At 68.7% G+C, this 21,433-nt stretch carries 21 protein-coding genes; 11 read left to right on the top strand and 10 right to left on the bottom strand.

The genetic code is table 11. The annotated features are described in order from the left end of the window. Positions 1-10: 10 nt before the first annotated feature. Genes A3OK_RS0102695 through A3OK_RS0102685 form a run of 3 tightly spaced genes read right to left on the bottom strand, consistent with a single transcriptional unit; the run spans position 11 to position 6,710 of the window. A complete protein-coding gene (locus A3OK_RS0102695) occupies positions 11-928 on the bottom strand; it encodes a transglutaminase family protein (RefSeq protein WP_019903392.1) in 918 nt (305 codons plus the stop codon). Continuing rightward, on the bottom strand, positions 925-3,444 hold the full coding sequence (locus tag A3OK_RS0102690; RefSeq protein WP_019903391.1) for a circularly permuted type 2 ATP-grasp protein: 2,520 nt from the start codon (positions 3,442-3,444) through the stop codon (positions 925-927). The genes A3OK_RS0102695 and A3OK_RS0102690 overlap by 4 nt, the downstream gene beginning before the upstream one ends. Beyond that, positions 3,441-6,710, bottom strand: coding sequence for a transglutaminase family protein (locus A3OK_RS0102685; RefSeq protein ID WP_019903390.1), 3,270 nt, complete (start codon positions 6,708-6,710; stop codon positions 3,441-3,443). Before A3OK_RS0102685 ends, A3OK_RS0102690 begins: the two co-directional genes overlap by 4 nt. On the opposite strand from A3OK_RS0102685, the gene A3OK_RS24690 reads away from it, so the two are divergent. Both A3OK_RS24690 and A3OK_RS0102675 read left to right on the top strand, forming a co-directional pair. Then, positions 6,703-6,831: a hypothetical protein gene (locus A3OK_RS24690; RefSeq protein ID WP_280791118.1), complete on the top strand. Its 129-nt coding sequence runs from the start codon at positions 6,703-6,705 to the stop codon at positions 6,829-6,831. The two genes, A3OK_RS0102685 and A3OK_RS24690, sit on opposite strands and share 8 nt — an antisense overlap. A 260-nt stretch (positions 6,832-7,091) precedes the next feature. Further along, positions 7,092-8,240 carry a putative zinc-binding peptidase gene (locus tag A3OK_RS0102675; RefSeq protein WP_019903388.1) on the top strand — a complete coding sequence of 383 codons (1,149 nt, stop codon included), beginning with the start codon at positions 7,092-7,094 and terminating at the stop codon, positions 8,238-8,240. A gap of 33 nt (positions 8,241-8,273) precedes the next feature. Here A3OK_RS0102675 and A3OK_RS0102670 read toward each other — a convergent pair whose 3' ends face one another. The 6 genes from A3OK_RS0102670 to A3OK_RS0102645 form a co-directional block, all read right to left on the bottom strand. Beyond that, positions 8,274-8,672, bottom strand: coding sequence for an acyl-CoA thioesterase (locus A3OK_RS0102670; RefSeq protein WP_019903387.1), 399 nt, complete (start codon positions 8,670-8,672; stop codon positions 8,274-8,276). Positions 8,673-8,826: 154 nt separating this feature from the next. Then, complete coding sequence (locus A3OK_RS0102665) at positions 8,827-9,114, bottom strand: hypothetical protein (protein ID WP_026596865.1); 288 nt, start codon at positions 9,112-9,114, stop codon at positions 8,827-8,829. Between the two features lie 177 nt (positions 9,115-9,291). Then, on the bottom strand, positions 9,292-9,477 hold the full coding sequence (locus A3OK_RS0102660) for a DUF1508 domain-containing protein (protein WP_019903385.1): 186 nt from the start codon (positions 9,475-9,477) through the stop codon (positions 9,292-9,294). Between the two features lie 161 nt (positions 9,478-9,638). Then, on the bottom strand, positions 9,639-11,150 hold the full coding sequence (locus A3OK_RS0102655; protein WP_019903384.1) for a DEAD/DEAH box helicase: 1,512 nt from the start codon (positions 11,148-11,150) through the stop codon (positions 9,639-9,641). 300 nt (positions 11,151-11,450) lie between these two features. Further along, on the bottom strand, positions 11,451-11,804 hold the full coding sequence (locus A3OK_RS0102650) for a hypothetical protein (RefSeq protein ID WP_019903383.1): 354 nt from the start codon (positions 11,802-11,804) through the stop codon (positions 11,451-11,453). Between the two features lie 2 nt (positions 11,805-11,806). Then, positions 11,807-12,049: a hypothetical protein gene (locus A3OK_RS0102645; RefSeq protein ID WP_019903382.1), complete on the bottom strand. Its 243-nt coding sequence runs from the start codon at positions 12,047-12,049 to the stop codon at positions 11,807-11,809. 152 nt (positions 12,050-12,201) lie between these two features. Between A3OK_RS0102645 and sseA the strand changes: the two genes are divergently transcribed. Further along, entirely contained in the window at positions 12,202-13,050 is an 849-nt protein-coding gene (sseA, locus tag A3OK_RS0102640; RefSeq protein WP_019903381.1) for a 3-mercaptopyruvate sulfurtransferase, read from the top strand. 27 nt (positions 13,051-13,077) lie between these two features. Continuing rightward, positions 13,078-13,938, top strand: a complete 861-nt coding sequence (locus A3OK_RS0102635) for an urease accessory protein UreD (RefSeq protein WP_019903380.1) — start codon at positions 13,078-13,080, stop codon at positions 13,936-13,938. Positions 13,939-13,947: 9 nt separating this feature from the next. Here A3OK_RS0102635 and nikR read toward each other — a convergent pair whose 3' ends face one another. Next, positions 13,948-14,466: a nickel-responsive transcriptional regulator NikR gene (gene nikR / locus A3OK_RS0102630; protein ID WP_019903379.1), complete on the bottom strand. Its 519-nt coding sequence runs from the start codon at positions 14,464-14,466 to the stop codon at positions 13,948-13,950. Between the two features lie 104 nt (positions 14,467-14,570). On the opposite strand from nikR, the gene A3OK_RS0102625 reads away from it, so the two are divergent. The 7 genes from A3OK_RS0102625 (at position 14,571) to A3OK_RS0102595 (ending at position 21,429) form a co-directional block, all read left to right on the top strand. After that, entirely contained in the window at positions 14,571-15,587 is a 1,017-nt protein-coding gene (locus A3OK_RS0102625) for an ABC transporter substrate-binding protein (protein WP_019903378.1), read from the top strand. Continuing rightward, complete coding sequence (locus A3OK_RS0102620; RefSeq protein WP_019903377.1) at positions 15,584-16,729, top strand: ABC transporter permease; 1,146 nt, start codon at positions 15,584-15,586, stop codon at positions 16,727-16,729. The genes A3OK_RS0102625 and A3OK_RS0102620 overlap by 4 nt, the downstream gene beginning before the upstream one ends. After that, positions 16,726-17,670: an ABC transporter ATP-binding protein gene (locus tag A3OK_RS0102615; protein WP_019903376.1), complete on the top strand. Its 945-nt coding sequence runs from the start codon at positions 16,726-16,728 to the stop codon at positions 17,668-17,670. The genes A3OK_RS0102620 and A3OK_RS0102615 overlap by 4 nt, the downstream gene beginning before the upstream one ends. A 94-nt stretch (positions 17,671-17,764) precedes the next feature. Continuing rightward, entirely contained in the window at positions 17,765-18,544 is a 780-nt protein-coding gene (locus A3OK_RS0102610) for a creatininase family protein (protein ID WP_019903375.1), read from the top strand. 17 nt (positions 18,545-18,561) lie between these two features. Then, positions 18,562-19,935, top strand: a complete 1,374-nt coding sequence (gene glnT, locus A3OK_RS0102605) for a type III glutamate--ammonia ligase (protein ID WP_019903374.1) — start codon at positions 18,562-18,564, stop codon at positions 19,933-19,935. Between the two features lie 126 nt (positions 19,936-20,061). After that, positions 20,062-20,523: a cupin domain-containing protein gene (locus A3OK_RS0102600; RefSeq protein WP_019903373.1), complete on the top strand. Its 462-nt coding sequence runs from the start codon at positions 20,062-20,064 to the stop codon at positions 20,521-20,523. 96 nt (positions 20,524-20,619) lie between these two features. Beyond that, the gene (locus A3OK_RS0102595; protein WP_019903372.1) at positions 20,620-21,429 is read left to right on the top strand and encodes an urea amidolyase associated protein UAAP1; all 810 of its coding nucleotides are present in this window, start codon (positions 20,620-20,622) and stop codon (positions 21,427-21,429) included. Positions 21,430-21,433 lie beyond the last annotated feature (4 nt).

Here is a 21,433-nt window from a genome sequence, read left to right as displayed (position 1 = left end):
CCGTCGAATCTCAGGCCGTCTCGGATTCCGACGGGGCGGTCGCTTCCGGCATGGCCTCTCCGTCGGGGATCACGTCGACCTCGACCTTGAGCTTCTGCGGGCCGGAGGAGGAGACGATGCCGTCGATGGGCGAGACGTCGGTGTAGTCACGTCCGCGCGCCACGACGATGTGGTCGTCGCAGGCGCCGATATTGTTGGTGGGATCGAGGCCGATCCAGCCATCCCCGCACCAGACCGAGACCCAGGCATGGCTGGCATCGGCTCCGCGCAGGCGCGGCCGTCCGGCGGGCGGGATGGTGCGGATGTAGCCGCTGACATAGGCCGCCGGCAGGCCGAGACCGCGCAGGCCGGCGATCATGATATGCGCGAAATCCTGGCACACTCCGGCCTTGAGGGCGAAGGCCTTGGCGAGCGGCGTGTAGACGGTGGTGGCCTTCGCGTCGAACGTGAAGTCGGTGCGGATGCGCCTCATAAGGTCGACGGCTCCGCCATAGGCGCTGCGACCGGGCGTGAAACTTTCACGGGCATAGTCGGTCACTTCCGTGGCGAGAGGAACTCTCACGCTCGGAAACACGAAATGCACGGGAGCGTCGGGCGCCATCGAGCGGCCGGAAATCGCCGCGTCGCGCACCGATTCCCAGGCCAGGCCGGATTCGGCCGGCGGCAGCGGCGGACGCTTCACCTCGACCCGCGACAGGGCTTCCACCCGCAACTCGCTATGCGGCGTGTCGATCAGGAACGACACCACGTCGAGGCCGAAATAGTCGCGCCGCACCGTGCGGGTCTGCGGCGTCGGCGAGATGCTCAACTCGCTCGACAGGACGCTCTGCCCCTCCCCGTCCCGCGGCTGCAGCCGCAGGGAGCAGCGGGCGTAACGGACGGGCTTGCCGTAACGGTAGGTGGTGAGGTGGCGCAGCGTATAGATCACGCGAGCCCCACGAGCTTCTCCGGCCGCATGGCGTGCGGGCCGTTGGGGAAGTAACGGGTCACGATCGCGTCGGCCAGGCCCTCGAAGGCATTCTCCAGCCGGGCCAGGGCGGCACTGTCGAGTTCGGAGGCTTCGCCGGTGGTGAACTCGGCGGCGAGCTTCAGGGCGAGGCGCTGGTGCGGCTCGGGCAGTCCGTCGACGCGCAGGGCGGGCAAATCGGCGAGATGCCGGCAGATCGCTTCGACCTGGAAGGCGACGGAGCGCGGATTGAACGGGTCGAGAAGCACCATGTCGCGCACCGGGTCGATCGCCACGCCCTGCATGTAGCGCGCGCCGAACGAGACGTGCGAATCGCACAGGGACAGCATGACGCCGAGATCCTCGGCCGTCGCAGCGTCCCCGGCGAAGCTGGCGGCGAAGGAGCAGGTGTTGATCGCCCGCTCGATGCGGCGGCCGAGATCGACGAAGTGCCAGCCCGCCGTGCGGTTCATGTTCTCCTGGGCGAGCCCGGCCAGGGCGGCGATATGGCTGAGAGCCCGCTCTGCCAAGCCGAGGAGCTGCGCCTCGGCGAGGCCCTTGGCTTCGTCGAGGTCGAGGAGGTCCCGCAGATCGGCCAGCACGCGCCAGGCCTCACCCGACAATCTCTCGCGCAGAGAGGCGGCGTTGTGGCGCGCCGACAGGCTGTGGGAGAGGGCCGAACCGTGGCTCTTGCGCCCGCTCAGGGCTTCCTGGGCGAGTTTCGCCGTCGGCATGTCCGGCGCTTCGATGGCGCCCCATTCGTCGAGGAGCGCGCGGATCCGCAACGCCGTCGGGGCCGTCTCGCCGCCGGCCATGTCGGCGATCACCGCGTTGCCGACGCTGCCGAGATGGGCGATGACGAGGCGGATCACCGCCTCCGCCCGCTCGACGTAGCGGCCGAACCAGAACAGGTTGTCGGCGGCCCGCGACGGCAGGTGCCCGGCGATGCGGCGGACGCGCGGCGCACCCTGTTGCATCAACGAGACGGGCTCGACCGGCCCATCCGAGAGCACCCAGACATCCGCCGACTTGATCCCGGCCCGCATCTCGATCGGGTTGACGTCGGGCCGTTCCGAGATGCGGCAGAAGCCGCCCGGCATCACCCGCCAGCCGTCGGGCGTCGCCGCCGCGAAGACGCGCAGGACGAAGGGGCGCGGCACGAAGCGCATCCCGTCCGGTCCGCGCTCCCAGCCCGGCATGGTCGAGAGCGGAGCCTGTTCCTGGGCGATGTAGTCGAAGGGCCGGTCGCGCAGGGCGGCCACCACGCGCTCGCGCTCCGCGCCGATGGCGTGCGGGCCGAGGATGGCGTCGCGCCCCATCCCCTTGGTCGGCGTCGCCACCGGCCGCAGGTCGAGGTGTTCGAGGTTGTCGCGGACATGGGCGAGCGCATCGGGATCGCCGCACCACCAGCTCTTCAGCCCTTCGAGGCTGAGATCGGTGCCGAGGAAATAGCGGGCGATGCGCGGGAGGTAGGCGCCGAGCGCTCCCGATTCGAGGATGCCGGAGCCGGGCATGTTGCCGACCACGAGGCTGCCGTTACGCAGGGCCTCGATCATCCCGGAAATCCCGAGCCGCGAGGCCGGGTTGAGTTCCAGCGGGTCGATATAGTCGGAATCGATACGCCGCCACAGCACGTCGGTGCGCTTCAGCCCGGAGACGGTGCGCACGTGCAGTGCGCCGTCCTGCATCACGAGGTCGTCGCCCTCCACCAGCAACAGGCCGAGATAGCGCGCCAACGCCGCCTGCTCGACATAGGTGGAGCTCAACGGGCCGGATGTGAGGAGCCCGATGCGCGGGTCGCTGCGCTGCGCGCCCATGACAAGCCCGTCGCGAAACGCCTGGAAGAACGAGGCGAGGCGTTCGACATGGAGGTCGGCATAGAGGTCCGGGAAGGCGCGGGTGAGCACCATCCTGTTCTCCAGCGCGTATCCGGGACCGGAGGGGGCCTGCGTCCTGTCGGCGAGGACGCGCCAGCGCCCGTCCGGCCCCCGGCCGATATCGGCGGCGTAGAGCTTGAGCCAGCGCCCGCCGGGCGGCTTCACCCCCGAGAGCGGACGCAGGAATTCCGGACTGCCGGCCACCAGGGCCGCCGGCAGCACGCCCTCCGACACCATCCGGCCGGCGCCGTAGATGTCGGAGATGATGGCTTCCATCAGCTCGGCGCGCTGGACGATGCCGGCGCTGAGGGTGCGCCACTCGTCGCTTTCGATCACCAGGGGGAGAGAGCTCAGCGGCCAGGCATGCTCGCGCTGGTCGCCGTAGATCCGGTAGGAGATGCCGGTATCGCGGATATGGCGTTCGGCCGAGGCGAAGCGGGCCGCGATGTCCGCTTCGCTCAGGGCTCCGAGCTTGTCGAGCAGGCGGGGCCAGGCACCGAGATGCGTTCCCCCCGCCCCCGCGAACTCGTCCGGAATGCCGGGCCGAGGCTGGTAGTCCGAGGTCCAGCGCGCGAGACGCTTCGCCCGTCCTCCGGCTTGCGCCTCGGCCACATCGGTCATTTGGGAGCGGGCGTCCTGAGATCGAGGGTGTGCGGGAACTCGCGGCTGATCTCCTCGACCGGCATCTCGACCCTGCCGGGCGTGTGGCCATGGGCCTGGAAGCGCGCGAGACGGCGCCCCTCGGCCTCGTAGGTGTTCACCGGGAAGGTCTCGTAATTGCGGCCGCCGGGATGGCTGACATGGTAGCGGCAGCCGCCGATGGAACGTCCGCTCCACGCATCGAGGATGTCGATGGTGAGGGGCGAATGGGCCGGAATCGTCGGGTGCATCGACGAGGCCGGCTGCCACGCCTTGAAGCGCAGGCCCGCCACCGCTTCGCCGGCCGTGCCGGTGCTCGTCATCGGCAGGCGCCGGCCGTTGCAGCTGACGACGTGGCGGCCGGGGACGAAGCCCTCGACCTTGACCTGCAGACGCTCCACCGAGCTGTCCACGTACCGCACCGTGCCACCGATCGACCCCTCTTCGCCCAGGACGTGCCAGGGCTCCAATGCCTGTCGCAGCTCCATCTTGACGCCGCCCTGCTCCACCGTCCCGAAGATCGGGAAGCGGAATTCGTACTGCGCCTGGAAGGCCGCCGGATCGAAGTCGTAGCCCGCCCCGCGAAGGTCTTCCAGAACACCGAGGAAGTCCGTCCAGAGGAAGTGAGGCAGCATGAAGCGATCGTGCAAACCCGTGCCCCAACGGACACAGCCGCCTTCCTGCGGCTCGCGCCAGGCCCAGGCGACGATGGCGCGCAGCAGCAATTGCTGGGCGAGGCTCATGCGCGGGTCCGGCGGCATCTCGAAGGAGCGGAACTCCAGGAGGCCGAGGCGACCGGTGGGGCCGTCCGGCGAGTACAGCTTGTCGATGCAGATCTCGGCCCGGTGGGTGTTGCCGGTGACGTCCACGAGGATGTTGCGGAAGATCCGGTCCACCACCCAGCGCGGGATGTTGGGCTCGTCGGGCTTGGGCACCTGCGCCAGGGCGATCTCGAGTTCGTAGAGCCCGTCATGCCGGGCCTCGTCCATGCGCGGGGCCTGGCTCGTCGGGCCGATATAGAGGCCGGCGAAGAGGTAGGACAGCGACGGGTGGCGCTGCCAGTAGAGCACGAGGCTCTTCAGCAGGTCCGGCCGGCGCAGGAACGGCGAATCCGTCGGCGTCGCGCCGCCGAGCACCACGTGGTTGCCGCCGCCAGTGCCGGTATGGCGTCCGTCGGTCATGAATTTCTGCGCGCCGAGGCGGATCTGGCGGGCATCCTCGTAGAGTTCGCTGGTGATGGTCACGGCCTCGCGCCATGAGGTGGCGGGATGCACGTTCACCTCGATCACGCCGGGATCGGGCGTGACCTTGATGACGTTGAGGCGCGGATCGAACGGCGGCTCGTAGCCCTCGATATGCAGGGGCTGCTTCAGTTCGGCCGCGACGATCTCGAGATGGCCGAGGAGTTCGAGATACTCGTCCACCCGCTGCAACGGCGGCATGAACACCCGCAGCACCCCATCCCGCGGCTCGACCGCGAGGGCCGTGCGCACGGCGACGCCGGTGACGCCCGATCCATTCTCGGTCTTGATTCCGGGATGGCCTTCGGGGAGCGCACCGCGCTCCTCGAGCGGGTCCTGGGGCTGGTAATAGGGATAATGCTCGGGCGGCACGAAGGGCAGCGAGCTCAGCGGCAGGCGGTAGCCCACCGGGGAATCGCCCGGCGTCAGGAAGGCGTGGCTGCGACGGAACTCCCAGGGTTCGGAGATCCAGAGGCGATCATCGGGATCGTCCTTGCCGAGGGGAAGGCTCGCGAGCGGGAGGGCGTAGCCGGCGGGCTCCCCGAGCCCGCGATCGAACACCCGCGCGATGCGGGCATTGGTCTCCGGGTTGGGGAACTTGGCGTCGGACGTGGTGACGTTGACGGGAAGCTCGTCCCGCTTCTCTTCCCAGTAGATCGGGTCCTCGAAGGCGGGGAACACGTATGAGGCGAGGCCGAGGCGTTGGGCGACCCCGTCGATCAGCGCCTTCGCCTGCGTGGAATTGGCGTCGCGCGGCCCGTCCTCCCTGGCGACGAGGTCGGCATTGCTCCAGATCGGCTTGCCGTCGCGGCGCCAGTACAGGGCGAAGGCCCAGCGCGGCAGGCTCTCGCCCGGATACCACTTGCCCTGGCCGTAATGCAGCATGCCGCCCGGCGCGAAGCGAGTGCGCAGGCGACGGATGAGCTTGTCGGCGAGACCGCGCTTGGTCGGTCCGACGGCGGCGGCGTTCCACTCGGCCGATTCGAAATCGTCGATGGAGACGAAGGTCGGCTCTCCGCCCATGGTCAGGCGCACGTCCTGCTCGGTGAGATCGACGTCGATCCGCTCGCCGAGCGCATCCATCTTCGCCCAGACTTCCTCCGAGAACGGCTTGGTGATGCGCGGGGCTTCCGCCACGCGGGTCACCGTCATCTCGAATCCGAACTCGACCTGGGCCGGCTCGGCGAGGCCGGAGATCGGTGCGGCCGATTGATAATGCGGTGTCGCGGCCAGCGGGATGTGGCCTTCGCCGCAGAGCAGGCCGGACGTGGCGTCGAGGCCAATCCAGCCCGCGCCCGGCAGGTAGACCTCGGCCCAGGCATGAAGGTCGGTGAAGTCGGTGGAGGTGCCGACGGGGCCGTCCACCGCCGTGGTGTCGGGAATGAGCTGGATCAGGTAGCCGGAGACGAAACGGGCGGCGAGCCCGATGCGGCGCAGCACCTGGACGAGGAGCCACGCGGAATCGCGGCAGGAGCCGCTCTTGAGGGTGAGCGTCTCGGTCGGCGTCTGGACGCCGGGCTCCATGCGCACGCCGTAGGTGATCTCGGAGGCGATCATGGCGTTGAGCGCCACGAGGAACAGCACCGTGTTGGGCTCGCTCGGCAGCCGCTCCAGGAGCGAGTCGATCTCCGGCCCGGTGGCATCGTCGGTGACGAGATAGGGCTTGAGCTCGGCCGTCAGGTCGCTCTCGTAGGTGAAGTTGCGGGCCTGGGCGTAATCCTCGACGAAGAAGTCGAACGGATTGATCACCGCCATCTCGGCGATGAGATCGACCTCGATCCTGAACTCCGTGGTCCGCTCGGGAAAAACCAGCCTGGCGAGCCAGTTCCCGTTCGGGTCCTGCTGCCAGTTGATGAAGTGGTTCTCCGGAAGCACCTTCAGGGAATAGGCGGGCACGGACGAGCGCGTATGCGGCGCCGGGCGCAGGCGGATCACCTGCGGCCCGAGCTGGATCGGCCGGTCGTACTTGTAATGGGTGACGTGGTGCAGGGCGGCTTTGATGGACACGGGGACTCCCGCTGGTTCAGACGTGGTGCCGGGCGCGCGGGGAGCGCGCGCCGGCGGCGGGAAGCCGGTGCGCCTCGACGTGGCGCTCCTCGGCTGTCATCGGCGTTTCGAGGTGGAATGACCATAGGCTGGGAACGCCGCCGACGGCAGTCGAATTCGGTGTTACTCTACGGCGAAGTTGCCCGACCGGGCGATGGAGGGTGAAGTCGTTCATCGCGTGACGAGATTGGTCCTGGCAGTTCAGACATACGGCGTGGCGAGGCGGCCCGACATCGGGCACGAAGCAAATTCCATGCATCGTGCCCCGACGCGTCGCGTCGCCGTGTCTTCCCGAGCGGACCCGACCGATGCGGGCATTCGTCCGACAGGCATGGCCGCTCGATGAAGATCTTCCAGTGTCAGGCCTGCGACGAGCCGGTGAGCTTCGAGAGCACGCAGTGTGAGAGCTGCCAGCGACGGCTCGGCTATGTCTGCGTCTCCCACGAGATGTCGGCGCTCGAACCGATGGGCTCGGTCTGGCATGCCTATGCCGACCCCGCCCGGAAATACCGGTTCTGCGCGAATGCCGAATTCAGCGCCTGCAACTGGCTGGTGCCGGAGGACGGCCCCGACCGGTACTGTACCTCCTGCCGGCACAACCGTGTGGTGCCGGACCTCACCCTCGCCTGGAACCTGACGCGCTGGCGCCAGATCGAGGCGGCCAAGCACCGGCTGTTCTACTCACTGCTCCGCCTCGACCTGCCGTTGATGACGCGGGACGAGAACCCGGCCACCGGTCTGGGCTTCGACTTCCTCGTCGATCCGGCGGAGAGCTACAGGGTCGGGCCTCCCGTGCTCACCGGGCATCGCAGCGGCCTCATCACCCTGAACATCGCCGAGGCCGACGACGTCGAGCGAGAGCGCCGGCGGATGCTGTTCGGCGAGTATTACCGCACGCTCCTCGGGCATTTCCGCCACGAGATCGGGCATTATTTCTGGAACATCCTCGTTCGCTACGACCAGAGCATATGGGCGTTCCGCGAGCTGTTCGGTGACGAGCGCGCCAGCTACGGCATGTCCCTGCAGCGATACTATGCCGACGGCGCTCCGTCGGACTGGCAGGAATCCTATGTCAGCGCCTACGCAACCAGCCATCCGTGGGAGGATTTCGCCGAGACCTGGGCGCATTACCTGCACATCGTCGACACCGTGGAGACGGCGAGCACCTTCGAGCTGCATGTGCGGCCGCGCCTGCGCAGCGGAGCGCCGGAGCCGGTGGTGATCGATTTCGACCCGTACCAGACTCCCGATCTCGACCGGCTGGTCTCGGCTTGGCTGCCGCTGACCTATGCGGTGAATTCCCTGAGCCGGAGCATGGGGCAGCCCGCGCTCTACCCGTTCAAGCTGACGCCCGCCGTGATCGCCAAACTCGCCTTCGTCCACGACCGGGTCGATGCCGTCCGCTCGACGACGAGCACACAGCCGGATTCGGATATGCTGAAGGCCGTCATCGCCGGGCTGCGCCAGCGCGTGGCGCCGCCCAACGTCTGACCCTCGCCCTCACCCGGTCGCGCGGACCGGACCTCATTCTCCGGGCTCCGTCTCGGGAACCGGGCGCGGACGGCCCTCGTCGTCGATGGCGACGAAGGTGAAGGTCGCCTCGGTGACCTTCTCGCGAAGCTTGGTGCGGAAGCGGCGGGCCCAGGCCTCGACCTGAATCTTCATGGAGGTGCGTCCGACGCTCTCGACCCGGGTATAGACGCAGAGCACGTCGCCGATCCGCACCGGGCGGATGAAGGTCATCGCGTCGACGGCCACCGTCACCACCCGGCCCTGCGCCCGGTCGACCCCGGCGATTCCCCCGGCCTGATCCATCTGCGACATGACCCAGCCGCCGAAGATGTCGCCATTGGCGTTGGTGTCGGCCGGCATCGCGCTGGTGCGCACGGTCAGGTCGCCGCGCGGTTCGCTGGTCTCGCCCATTCCGGTCTCCACCCATCATCCGATGCCGGGCCTTCGTTCGTCCGAGGCTCCGCTTGGCATCCTGCATCGGCCGACAGGGGGTATCAGGTCAAGAAAAAGGCCCGGATGTCCGTCTCGGGACATCCGGGCCTCGGCAGATGCCGGCGCTACGAACTCAGTAGTAGAAGCGGCGCGGGCCGTAGAACCGACGCGGGCCGTAATACGGACGGCGGTAGAACGGGCGCGGAGCGTAGAACGGACGACGGTAATACGGACGGCCGTAGAACGGACGGCGATAGTAGGGGCGGCGGCGGTAATAGTACTGGGCCTTCTCGGCGACGGCCGGCGCGGCCTCGCTCTGAAGGGCGGGGACCGGACCGATGGGCGCGGCCGTCGCGCCCTGCGGTGCAAGGGCGGCAAAGCCCAGGGCCAGCAGCGCGGCCAGCAGGAGTTTCCTCAGCACGTTCATGACTCCTCGTGTGATCGAACGATGTTCGTTACGGGGCCGCATGCACGGGAATGCGTGCTCAGCCGGTACCCAAACGCATCAGGTCGGCAAAGCGTTTCACGCGGTGCGAGATCAAGCTTAACAGCGGACTTCCGAGGGGCAACCGTCTCGACCGGTCTTTCCGAGATCGGCTCAGGCGATCTTCAGGGTCATGTCGACGGTGCTGGCCTCCGCCGAGCCCTTCACCAGCGCGATGCCGTGCTCGCAATCCTCCCGGCGGGCATAGCCCTCGCTCGAATCGGCGATGACGTTCCCGTTCGTGACCCTGAGGCGCCAGCGCCAGTCGCCACTCGAATCCCGATACAGCTCGAAGCGCATGTGCCCATCTCCCGCGCGGCAATGGCCGCCGACCTGTCAGATGGCGTGACAGCGGTCATCGGCAATGGCCGGCCCGGCCAAACGGAGGACGCCCGACACGAAAACGCCGCCCCGGAAGCTCCGAGGCGGCGTCAATTCACTCAAATCCCGTCGGGATCGGATCAGGAACGCGGAAAGCGGTCGAGCCAGCCGATGGCACGGCCTTCGCCGCCGGCATTGCCGCCACCGCCGCTGCGCGGGCGCTGTTCGCCCTGGCGGGGAGCGGCGCGTCCGTCACCGCGCTGGTCGGGACGAGGGCCGCGACCCTGTCCCTCGGAGGTGCGCTCGCCGCGTCCTTCCTGCGGGCGGCCCGAACGGGCCGGACCACCGGGCTGGCCGCCACGGCTCTCGCCGCCACGACCGCCGCCGGGACGACCGCCGAAGCCGGGACGACCGCCACCGGGGCGCTGGCCCTGGCGCTGGCCGGGACGCTGGCCCTGGGGCGCCGGACGGCGCTCCTCGGCCTGTGCGGCCTCGGCCGCTTCCTGGCGTGTCGGCGGGCTGAAGCCCTCGGGGAAGTTGCCCACGGGGATCTTCTGGCGCGTGATGCGCTCGATATCCCGCAGGTAGGCCTTCTCCTCATCGTTGCAGAACGAGATGGCGAGCCCGTTCGCCCCGGCACGCGCGGTGCGGCCGATGCGGTGGACGTAGCTCTCGGGCACGTTCGGCAGGTCGTAGTTGATGACGTGGCTCACCGCCTCGACGTCGATGCCGCGGGCGGCGATGTCGGTGGCGACCAGAACCCGGCACGAGCCGTCCTTGAACGCGGCCAGTGCCCGCTCACGCTGCGGCTGCGACTTGTTGCCGTGGATGGCCGAGGCCGCGATGCTCACCTTCTCAAGGCCGCGCACGACGCGGTCGGCGCCGTGTTTGGTCCGCGTGAAGACCAGCACCCGCTCGATCGCCGGATCGCGCAGGATGTGGTTCAGCAGGGCCTGCTTCGCGCCGGTATGGGCGAAGATGACCTCCTGCGAGACGCGTTCGGCGGTGGTGGCCACCGGCGTGACGGCGACCTGAACGGGATCGCGCAGGTACTGGTCGGCGAGGCCGGCGATGTTCTTCGGCATGGTGGCCGAGAAGAACAGGCTCTGGCGTTCCTTCGGCAGCATCTTCACGATGCGCTTGAGGGCGTGGATGAAGCCGAGGTCGAGCATCTGGTCGGCCTCGTCGAGGACGAGGATCTCGACGGCCTCGAGGGTCAGCGAGCGGCGCTCGATGAGGTCCATGAGGCGGCCCGGCGTGGCGACGAGGATGTCGACGCCGTTGGCCAGCGCCTTCTCCTGGCGGGAGATGGTGACGCCGCCGAACACCACGGTGTTGGTGAAGGAGAGGTAGCGACCGTAATCCGAGAAGCTCTCGGCGATCTGGTTGGCGAGCTCGCGGGTGGGCGAGAGCACCAGCACGCGGCAGCCGCGGCGGATCGCCTTGCGCGGGTTCTGAGCGAGGCGGTGCAGGATCGGCAGCGCGAAGGCGGCCGTCTTGCCGGTGCCGGTCTGGGCGATGCCGCAGAGGTCGCGGCCTTCCATGGCGGGGCGAAGGGCCTGGGCCTGGATCGGGGTCGGTGTCTTGTAGCCGGCCTCATCCAGGGCGCGCAGCACGGGCTGAGCGAGGCCGAAATCGGTGAATTGGGTCAAGGGTAGACTTTCAGGCAGCGGGACCGGCCGGACGCCATCGGAAACGATGGTCGTCTTGTCGAAGGGTCTGGTCCGTTGAGCTGGAGGTCGCCCGCGTGATGGGGCGATCCGGGTGCATGCACGTTGAAGAGAGGGGCTCAGGTCGCTTGGGTCGCGCTGACGCGCAATCGGCGATCCGTCACGCAGCCCTCTCAAGCGAACCCGTTACGGCCGCTGACGCTGCAAGTGCGATATGCGCTTTCGCGCCTGCGAAGTCAATCTCATGGCCGAGCCATACGCTGAGCGCGTGGACGCGGGATCTCACCAGCCGAATCGCGCCATCTGCGCGAGCTTGGCCTGGACGGCTTTCTCGTCCCTGCCGAGGGAGGCGAGGCTCTGGGACAGGCCGTAGCAGGTGCCGCAGAACGGAAGCTGGACGAGCGGCATCGTCTCGGCCCGGAACCGGGAGACGGAGCCGACCAGGCAGCCGATCACCGCCTCGTCCTCGGGGCCGCCGATGCAATCGCCGCGCGGGCTGCCGAACAGGGCGCGATTCGGAAAGGCCAGGGCGATCGTCGTGCCGCCCCGCCTGTCCGGGGCCGGAGGCAGGGTGTAGCTGCGCACGAACAGGCCCGCGAGCAGCAGCATGAGGCCGAGGCCGCCGAGGAATCGCATGGTCAGGCGGTCTCGTCGAAGCGGGTACGGTGGAAGACCTCCGTCCCGGCCCCGTCGATGACGCGCACCGCTTCGGCCGGGCCTCCCGAGCGCTGCGGCGCCCGTGCCCGCGCGAACAGCAGGAGTGCGCGTTCCGTGGCGCTTTCGGGCCCGCTGGCGCGGATCGACAGGCGCTGGCGGACGCGATCCTCACCCTCGTCGTCGGCGCCGAGAATCTCGATGTGAAACGTCTCGCGTGGCTTCACGATCGTGTCGACTCCGGATGGATTCTGGCGGGACGGTGCATCATGGAGCGGAGCTTTCGCCTCAACGCGCCGGCTGTGCAAGCCGGGGGCGGATGTGGTTGAGTGGCGCCGACCCGAATTCCGGGCAGACAGACATCGTGGACAGACCAGATATGGCGCTTTCGCACTTCGTCACGACCGACTGGCTCAAGGAGCGTCTCGGCGCGCCCGGCATCATCGTGCTCGATGCGTCATGGTACCTGCCCGCCCAGGGCAGAAACGCCGAGGCCGAGTATCAGGCCGCCCATATCCCCGGCGCGATCCGCTTCGACATCGATGCCATGAGCGACGAGGCGTCGCCGCTGCCGCACATGCTGCCCCGGCCGGAGGTCTTCGCCTCGCGCATGCGCAACCTCGGCATCGGCGACGGCATGCACATCGTCGTCTATGACGGGATGGGTCTGTTCTCGGCGCCGCGGGTCTGGTGGATGCTGCGCACCTTCGGTGTCCGCGACGTCCAGATCCTCGAAGGCGGTTTCCCGGCCTGGCTCGCTTCCGGCGGCAGGACCGAGGACGGCGACGGCCCCCACCGTGACCGGCGCCATTTCTCCGCCCGCCTCGACAACGGCGCGGTGGCCGATGCGGGCGACGTCGCCCGCGCCCTGGAGAACGGTTCGGCCCAGGTGGTCGATGCGCGCTCCGCGCCGCGCTTCCGTGGCGAAGAGGCCGAGCCGCGCCCCGGCGTGCGACCCGGCCACATGCCGGGCGCGCGCAACGTCCATTATTCAGCGCTCCAGGCGGATGGCCGGCTGAAGGACCCGGAATCCCTCCGCAAGGTCTTCGCCGAGGCGGGCGTCGATCCGGCAAAGCCCGTGATCACCACCTGCGGCTCCGGCGTGACGGCGGCCATCATCTCGCTGGCCCTGGAGACCCTCGGGCACCCGCCCCGCGCGCTCTATGACGGTTCCTGGTCCGAATGGGGCGTCGATCCCGCGCGGCCCGTCGCCACCGGACCGGCCTGAGGGGCGAAGCGCCGGGTCGTCACCCCCGTGGCCCCTGACAGGTCGAGCCTCGCCGCTCCCTTTCTCGATCCACCCCCGGCGCGGCAGCGCTCGGACGGGCGCGTCGCCGTGCGCGTCGTCCGCCACGGGGCCGGCACGCATATCGCCGATCTCTCCGAGGCCGGGCCGCTGCGGCTGCGCCTTCCGCGCCATGGCGAGGGCGTCTGCGAGGCGGTCCTGCTCAACACGGCGGGCGGCATCGCCTGCGGCGACAGGTTCCGGGTCGAGGCCGAAATCGGCGCCGGCTCGCATCTCGTCCTCACCACCACGGCCGCCGAGAAGATCTACAAATCCGACGGTCTCTCGAGTGAGGTCGGCACGAAGGCCGTGCTCGCCGAGGGGGCACGCCTCGACTGGCTGCCGCAGGAGACCATCCTGTTCGATCGCGCAAGGCTTGAGCGCCGCTTCGAGGCCGACCTCGCGGCGGATGCACGGCTGCTCGCTTTCGAGGCGGTCGTCTTCGGCCGCACGGCCCGTCACGAGCGATTGGAAACCGGCCTGTTCCGGGATGCGTGGCGCATCCGCCGGGAAGGGCGACTGACCTATGCCGATTCCGTCGCTTTCGATGGGCCGATCACGGCCCTGCTGCAGCGGACGGCCATCGGCGGCGGAGCACGGGCGATGGCGACCCTGCTCGACGTCTCGGCAGATGCCGAGGCCGGCCTGGAGCGGTTTCGCGCCCATCTCGACAGCCTCGGATCGCCGGGAGTGGATGTCGCGGCCAGTGCCTGGAACGGGAACCTCGTTGCCCGATTCTTGAGCGCCGACCCGGATGCGATGCGGGCGACGGCTGCCCGCGTGCTCAGCGCCTATCGCGGCGCGCCGATGCCGAGGGTCTGGCAGAGCTGAACTCCGACCTCAGCTCGTGCCCTCCCCCTGGAACGGATGGAGCTGTGGAATCAGCGCCGCGACGAGTTCGAGCCGCCCGGAAATGACGCCGCGTTCGGTGATCATCGTGTCGGCGATGGTCTGGAGCGTCGCCGCCGGCCCCTGAACCAGCACCACTTCGAGGGTCTGGTTGTTCGTCAGGTGGACGTGGAGCGAGGAGATGACCTCGGCGATGAAGCGCCGCTGCAGGTCGGCGAGGCGCTGCTGCACGCCGGGCGCGAGATGGTCGTAGAACAGCGTGATCGTGCCGACCATCACCCGGTCGCCAACCTCGTGACGATGCTCGACCAAGGAGCGGTGGAGGATCGTCGCCACCGCCTGCGAGCGGCTGGCAAAGCCGCGCTCCCCCACCATCGTGTCGAGCTCGCAGAGGAGGTCCTCGGAGAGCGACAGGCTGATCCGGCTCACCGGCTTGCGCCGTCCGTTCCCGCCCTCCTCCATGGGACCGCCCTCATCGGCCGTCGCTTCCGTCTCGTCGCCGCCAGCCATGGGGCCTCCCTCCTGCATGCCGGGCAGTTCCTGGCACGGCTCTTGTATGCCTGAAATCCAATCGGTATTACGATTTACAGAGATCGTACTACGCGGTTCGGAGAATGCAGATGCACCTTTCGACGATCCTGACCGCCGGACGCAAGGCGGTCGCGGGCTGCGCCCTCGCTCTCGGCCTCCTCACGGCCTCCGCTTCCATCCCCGCCGCTCAAGCCGCCGAGCCGCTGCGCATCGGCTACAGCGACTGGCCCGGCTGGGTCGCGTGGCAGGTCGCCATCGAGAAGGGCTGGCTCAAGCAAGCGGGGATCGACGCGACGTTCGAGTGGTTCGACTACTCGGCCTCCATGGACGCGTTCTCCGCCGGCAAGCTCGACGCCGTCACCTGCACCAATGGCGATGCCCTGGTGATGGGTGGCAATGGCGCCAAGAACGTCATGATCATGCTCACCGACTATTCGAACGGCAACGACATGATCGTCGGCAAGCCGGGCGTGAAGACGCTGGCCGATCTCAAGGGCAAGAAGGTCGGCCTCGAAGTCGGCCTCGTCGAGCATCTGCTCCTGATCAACGGCCTGACCAAGCTCGGCCTCAAGGAGACCGACGTCACCCTGGTCAACGCTAAGACCAACGAGACCCCCCAGGTCCTGGCCTCCGGCGACGTCTCGGGCATCGGCGCGTGGCAGCCCATTGCCGGGCAGGCGATGAAGGGTGCCGCCGGCGCCAAGCCCCTCTACACCTCCGCCGACGAGCCGGGCCTGATCTACGACGTGGTCGCCGTCTCGCCGTCGAGCCTGTCCGGGCGCCGCGCCGAATGGATTAAGTTCGTCGGCGTCTGGGACAAGGTCGTCGCCTACATCCAGGACCCGAAGACGCAGCCCGACGCGGTGGCGATCATGGCGGCCAAGGTCGGCATCGACGCCCCCACCTTCACCCGCTTCCTCAAGGGCACCAAGCTGCTCACCCTCGCCGAAGGCGCCAAGGTGATGAAGGATGCCGACGGCTTCGGCTCGCTTTACGGGTCCAGCCGCTACGCCGACGCCTTCAACGTCAAGTATGAGGTCTACAAGACCGCCCAGGACGTGAAGAGCTACATCGACCCGGCGCTGACCGACGGCAAATGACCGCCGAGATGCGCCAGGGCCTGGAGCGGGCGCCCCTTCTCCCCCCTGTGGGAGAAGGTGGCCCGCGCAGCGGGTCGGATGAGGGGAGCACCATCGCCGGAGAGGTCGCCCCCTCTCCCGGTCGCTCCGCGACCACCCTCCCCCGCGAAGGGGGGAGGGGCGCGGCGGCGCGGCGTGCGTCCAGGCGCCGCCGGTCTTGGATCGGCGTCGCGCGGCCGCTCTCGCCGCGTCGGCGGACGGCGCTGGCCATCCTCTCGTTCCTGATTCCGCTCCTGACCTGGGCGGCGGTCTCCTACGTCCCGTTCCTGTGGCATCCCCTCGTGGAAGTGACCGATCCGGGCGACATCGCCTGGATGGAGCCGGGGATGCGCGTTCCGAAGGCGGCCTTCGCCGACGAGGTCGCCTCGTCCAAGGCGGCCGGCACGGCCGAACCGAACGGCAAGCCGGCCAATCCCGTCTACCTGCCCGCTCCGCACGAGGTGGCGACGGCGTTCTGGACCTCGCTGACGGCGCAGCCGACGCAGCGCGACGCCATCCGCCTTCCCTTCAGCCTGTGGCACTCGATCCAGATCATCTTCTGGGGCTTCGTCCTGTCCTCTCTCGTCGGCGTCCCCCTCGGCATCCTCTGCGGCGCGCAGCCGACCCTGGCGCGCCTGACCGAGCCGGTCATCGAGTTCGTCCGCTACATGCCGGCGCCCGCCTTCGGGGCGCTGATGGTGGCGATCCTCGGCATCTATGACGGGCCCAAGATCGCGATCATCGTCATCGGCACCTTCTTCCAGCAGGTGCTGGTCATCGCCAACACGACCCGGCGGATCGAGCCGCTGCTGATCGAGGCGGCGCTGACGCTGGGTGCGCGCAACCTGCGCCTCATCCGGCGGGTGATCGTGCCGGCGATGCTGCCGCAGCTCTATCGCGACCAGCGCATCCTGCTCGGATGGGCCTGGACCTACCTCATCGTCGCCGAACTCATCGGCACCTCGTCGGGCATCACCTTCTTCATCACGCAGCAGGCCCGCTACCAGCATTTCGACAACGTCTACGCCGCGATCCTCATCATCGGCCTCGTCGGTTCGGCCACCGACCTCGCCCTCGCCTGGATCGGCCGCCGGCTGTTCCCATACGACAGGAGCGAAGCATGAGCGCGGGTGCTCCCCAGATCCCGCCGCTCGCGGTTCTGCCGATCGAGGCCTGCGACTACCGCACCCAGTGCGAGCCCGTCCGCGCCCGGTTCGAGAAGCTGAAGAGCCGCGACATCGCCTTGCGCGTCGAGAAGCTGACGAAGACCTTCACCAAGCCCGGCGGCGGCGTGACGGTGGCCTTGAAGGACATCGACCTCGTCACCCACCGGCGCGAATTCCTCTGCGTGGTCGGGCCTTCGGGGTGCGGCAAGTCCACCTTCGTGCGCATCCTCGCCGGGCTGGAGACCTCAACGTCGGGAATCGTCAGCGTCGAGGGCGTTCCGGTCTCGGGGCCGGGTGCCGACCGGGGCATGGTGTTCCAGGGCTACACCCTGTTCCCCTGGCTCAGCGTGCTGCGCAACGTCGCCTTCGGACTCGAGGAGAACGGCACGCCGCGCCGCGAGGCCGAGCGCGAGGCCCGGCAATGGCTGGCCCTGATCGGGCTGGAGGCCTTCGCCGATTCCTATCCGCATCAGCTCTCCGGCGGGATGAAGCAGCGCGTGGCGATCGCCCGCGCGCTCGCCACGCGGCCGCGCATCCTGCTCATGGACGAGCCGTTCTCGGCCCTCGACACCCAGTCGCGCGCCCGGATGCAGGCCTATCTCATCGAGATCTGGAAGAAGATCGACATCACCATCGTCTTCATCACCCACGACCTCGACGAGGCTGTGCATCTGGCCGACCGCATCCTGGTGCTGAGCGCGCATCCGGGCGAGGTCGCCGAACTGATCGAGGTGCCGGTGCCCCGACCCCGCAGCCACGGGCAGGCCCTCACTCCCGAATTCCGCGCCACCCGCGCCCGTCTCGATGCGCTGATCCACCCGCCGAAGGACGAGGGCGAGGAGAGTGTGGCCTCCGATGTGGTGACGCGGATGACCTCGGCCGGGGACGAGGTGGAATGAGCACCGTGCCGGACGTCCCGCGATCGTCCTCCATCCCGGCCCGGCATTCCGGAGCCGGCAACGGCGGTCCCGCAGCCTCGGGCGGAACATCGGCATGACGATGCCCGCATCCCCCCTCCTCTGGGCCGACCGCACCTGGGAAGAACTCCCCGGCGACCTGTCCGCCGTCGCCCATGCGGCGATCCTGCCGGTGGGGGCCACCGAGCAGCACGGGCCCCATCTCGGCACCGGCATGGATTTCGTCCTGGCCGAGGCCCTGACCCATGCGGTTTCGGCGCGGACCCGCGTGCCGGTGCTGCCGACCCTGCCCTATGGCTGCTCCCTCGGGCACAGCCGGCGCTGGCCCGGAACGATCACCCTCGATCCCGTCATGATGACGCGGCTCGTGGCGCAGATCGGCACCTCGGCCTACCATTCGGGCGTGCGGCGTCTGTTCATCGTCAACGCCCACGTCACCAATGCGGCGCCCCTGCGCTGTGCCCTCGAGATGCTGCGCGCCGCCCATGACGACCTCATGGTGGCGCTGGTGAATTCCGCCACGGTGAGCGAGCGCGTCCGCGCCGCGCATTTCGCCGATGCCGGGGATTGGCACGCCAACGCCGCCGAGACCGCGCTGATGCTGGCGATGGCGCCCGGACTGGTGCGCCCGGACCGCATCGCCGCCGCGGACGATCCCGACCGGACGGAGGGGCTCGTCTTCTCCCATCCGGTCAACCGCACCAGCCTGAACGGCGTCACCGGACGTCCCTCGCAGGCCAGCCTCGAAGACGGGAAACGCCTGTTCGGCTGGATGGTCGAGGACCTGTCGTCCCTCGTCCTGCGTGGCCTCTCCGAGACCCCGCCCCTCTCCCATTCCTTCTCCGTTTCCGCTTAAAACCAAGGAGCCGCCCGATGGCGCACGCCACCGAAATCGATCCCGCTATCGCCAAGCTGCAGGACGAGCTGCGCGCCAAGGGCGTGAAATACGTCATCGGTGCCTATGTCGACATCCACGGCGTGCAGAAGGCCAAGGTGGTGCCCATCGACCACCTGCCGCAGATGGCGGCAGGGTCCGAGCGCTATACCGGCTATGCCCTCGACGGGCTCGGGCAGGCCCCGAACGAGGACGAGCTCGCCTCGGTCCCCGACTTCTCAGGGCTGATCCAGCTGCCCTGGGAATCCAAGCTCGCCTGGTGCCCGGCCGACCTCACCTTCCAGGGACAGCCCTACCCGCTCTCCACCCGCGTCGCCCTGAAGACCGTCATGGCCGAGGCCGAGACCATGGGCTTCGGCTTCAATCTCGGCATCGAATGCGAGATCTTCCTGCTGAAGCAGGCCGAGGACGGCTCGCTGCACACGCCGGTCGCCGACGATAAGCTGGTGAAGCCCTGCTACGACGTGCGCGGCTTCGTCGACAATTTCTCCTGGCTCGACAAGGTCGCCACCACGATCAACGATCTCGGCTGGGACCTTTATTCCTTCGACCACGAGGATGCCTGCGGCCAGTTCGAGTTCGACTTCAACTATGCCGACGCTCTCACCATGTGCGACCGGCTGACCTTCTTCCGCATGATGGCCAAGCACTACGCCAAGGAGGAAGGCCTCATCGCCACGATGATGCCCAAGCCCTTTGCGGACCGCACCGGCAACGGCGCGCATTTCAACATGTCGCTCTCCGACAAGGAGACGGGCAAGAACGTCTTCGCCTGCGACCCGAAGGACGATCCGCGCGGCCTCGGGCTCACCGAGACCGGCTATCACTTCATCGGCGGCGTCCTGAAACACGGGCGCGCCCTCTGCGCCGCCTTCGCGCCGACGGTGAACAGCTACAAGCGCCTCGTGCGGCAGGGCTCGATGGCCGGGTTCTCCTGGGCGCCGGTGTTCAACTCCTACGGCTCGAACAACCGCACCAATTCGGTGCGCGTGCCGGCCGGCGGCGGGCGCTGCGAGAGCCGCAACGCCGATGGCGCGGTGAACCCCTATCTCGCCGCCGCCCTCGTCCTCGCGGCCGGGCTGGAGGGCGTGCGCGAGCGCATCGATCCCGGCGCGCCCAACGAGGACAATCTCTACGACCTCACCGATGCGCAGCGCGCCGAGCGCGGCATCGAGTTCCTGCCCCAGACCCTCGCCGAGGCGGTGGAGGCCTTCGCCGCCGACCCCCTGGTGGAGAAGACCCTCGGCAAGGCGTTGCGCGACGAGTTCATCCGCTACAAGCGCGCCGAATGGGAGGAATACCACCTCACGGTCAGTGCCTGGGAGATCGAGCGCTACAGCCATCTTTTCTAGTCGTTAACCGCCTCCGGAAACCGAGCCTCAACCCCACCATGCTTGCCTCTCCCCGATATTCGGATCGTCCGATGAGACGGCTGGGCCTCGCCCGGCCGGGGGCAGAGTCGCGAGGGGGGATCGGCCATGGAGATCGTGAGGCTGCTTCATACGTTCGGCGGTCCGATGCTGGCGCTGTTCGGCGGCATGGGCGCGCGGTCTGTCGGGACGCTCGTGACCGGACTCGGACGGAGTGTCGGGACCGTCGACTTTTCCGACGCGCCGCGCCCCTGCAAGCCCTACCGGCCGGAGCGGGAGCGCATCGTCTCGGGGGACCCCGCGCAGACGGTGAGCTTCGCGTTCAAGAGCGAGGACGGCCACTTCTCCGCCGGAACCTGGACCTGCCAGCCCGGCAAGTGGCACATCGACTTCGCCCAGGACGAGTTCGTCCACATCCTGGAAGGTGTGGTGATCGTCACCGACTCGGGCGGACTCGCCAAGACATACCGCGCGGGGGATGCGTTCATCTCCCCCGCCGGTTTCTCCGGCACCTGGGACGTGCGGGAGCCGGTCCGGAAGTACTTTACCCTGAGCGGTCCACCGGCTTAAAGCACCCCGCTATCGACGCATGCCCGCCGGGACGACCCGGCCGCGCCAGGGCTGTTTTTCCGGGACGACCCGGAGAACAGCCTTGAGGAGACGGGCATGACCGATACCGCCAGCATCATCGCCGAGAATCGGCGTCGCTACGAGGACTTGAAGGCGCAGGGCCAGGGCCATGCCCCCCGCGCCCTGCCGCCGCCCTCCCCGTTGGGACTGGCCCTCGACGAAACGGCGATCCTTCACACCGAGACCATCCCCGGCGGCTGGTACTGCACCTTCGAACTCAATGCGGGGGAGGCCCTGCGGATCGGCCTCGACCACGGCCCGTCGAGCGTCGTCCTGGTGGCCTGGAACGCCGCCGAGACCTCCGAGCGCCTGAACTACGCCGACACCGTGAAGGTGCAGTGGACCGCCGCCCTCCAGCGCGGCCGAGTGCTGTTCTCCGACATGGGCCGGGTGATGCTCTCGCTGATCGAGGATTCCTCCGGCGCCCACGATGCCCTGATGGGCGGCTCCAATGCCGCCTCGAACGCCGCGCGCTATGCAGGCGGCCCGTACCGCAACACCCGCGACAACCTCGTGCTCGCCGCGATGAAGGCCGGGCTCGACCGGCGCGACATCCCCGCCTGCGTCACCTTCTTCGCCCCCGTCACGGTGGGCGCGGAAGGGCGCTTCGCCTGGAACGAGGCGGGCCGGCGATCGGGCGACTTCGTCGACCTGCGCGCCGAACTCGACCTTCTCGTCACCCTCTCGAACTGTCCCCACCCCCTCGATCCGAACCCGGATTACGCGCCGAACCCTGTCGTGGTCACGCGCTTCCGGGCACCGGTCGCCATGGCGGACGACCTCTGCCGCACCGCCACGGTCGAGGCCGTGCGCGGCTTTGAAAACAACGCCGCCATCGGCTTCTGAAGGG

Source organism: Methylobacterium sp. 77, from assembly GCF_000372825.1.
Taxonomy (GTDB): domain Bacteria; phylum Pseudomonadota; class Alphaproteobacteria; order Rhizobiales; family Beijerinckiaceae; genus Methylobacterium.
This window is presented reverse-complemented; position numbering and strand designations above follow the sequence as displayed.

Bases quoted from the DNA above. Each gene is read 5' to 3' on its own strand.
- A3OK_RS0102690 (WP_019903391.1), bottom strand. From the start codon at position 3,444: ATGACCGATGTGGCCGAGGCGCAAGCCGGAGGACGGGCGAAGCGTCTC.
- A3OK_RS24690 (WP_280791118.1), top strand. From the start codon at position 6,703: ATGGACACGGGGACTCCCGCTGGTTCAGACGTGGTGCCGGGCGCGCGG.
- A3OK_RS0102675 (WP_019903388.1), top strand. From the start codon at position 7,092: ATGAAGATCTTCCAGTGTCAGGCCTGCGACGAGCCGGTGAGCTTCGAG.
- A3OK_RS0102670 (WP_019903387.1), bottom strand. From the start codon at position 8,672: ATGGGCGAGACCAGCGAACCGCGCGGCGACCTGACCGTGCGCACCAGC.
- A3OK_RS0102660 (WP_019903385.1), bottom strand. From the start codon at position 9,477: ATGCGCTTCGAGCTGTATCGGGATTCGAGTGGCGACTGGCGCTGGCGC.
- A3OK_RS0102650 (WP_019903383.1), bottom strand. From the start codon at position 11,804: ATGCGATTCCTCGGCGGCCTCGGCCTCATGCTGCTGCTCGCGGGCCTG.
- sseA (WP_019903381.1), top strand. From the start codon at position 12,202: ATGGCGCTTTCGCACTTCGTCACGACCGACTGGCTCAAGGAGCGTCTC.
- nikR (WP_019903379.1), bottom strand. From the start codon at position 14,466: ATGGCTGGCGGCGACGAGACGGAAGCGACGGCCGATGAGGGCGGTCCC.
- A3OK_RS0102625 (WP_019903378.1), top strand. From the start codon at position 14,571: ATGCAGATGCACCTTTCGACGATCCTGACCGCCGGACGCAAGGCGGTC.
- A3OK_RS0102620 (WP_019903377.1), top strand. From the start codon at position 15,584: ATGACCGCCGAGATGCGCCAGGGCCTGGAGCGGGCGCCCCTTCTCCCC.
- A3OK_RS0102615 (WP_019903376.1), top strand. From the start codon at position 16,726: ATGAGCGCGGGTGCTCCCCAGATCCCGCCGCTCGCGGTTCTGCCGATC.
- A3OK_RS0102610 (WP_019903375.1), top strand. From the start codon at position 17,765: ATGACGATGCCCGCATCCCCCCTCCTCTGGGCCGACCGCACCTGGGAA.
- glnT (WP_019903374.1), top strand. From the start codon at position 18,562: ATGGCGCACGCCACCGAAATCGATCCCGCTATCGCCAAGCTGCAGGAC.
- A3OK_RS0102600 (WP_019903373.1), top strand. From the start codon at position 20,062: ATGGAGATCGTGAGGCTGCTTCATACGTTCGGCGGTCCGATGCTGGCG.
- A3OK_RS0102595 (WP_019903372.1), top strand. From the start codon at position 20,620: ATGACCGATACCGCCAGCATCATCGCCGAGAATCGGCGTCGCTACGAG.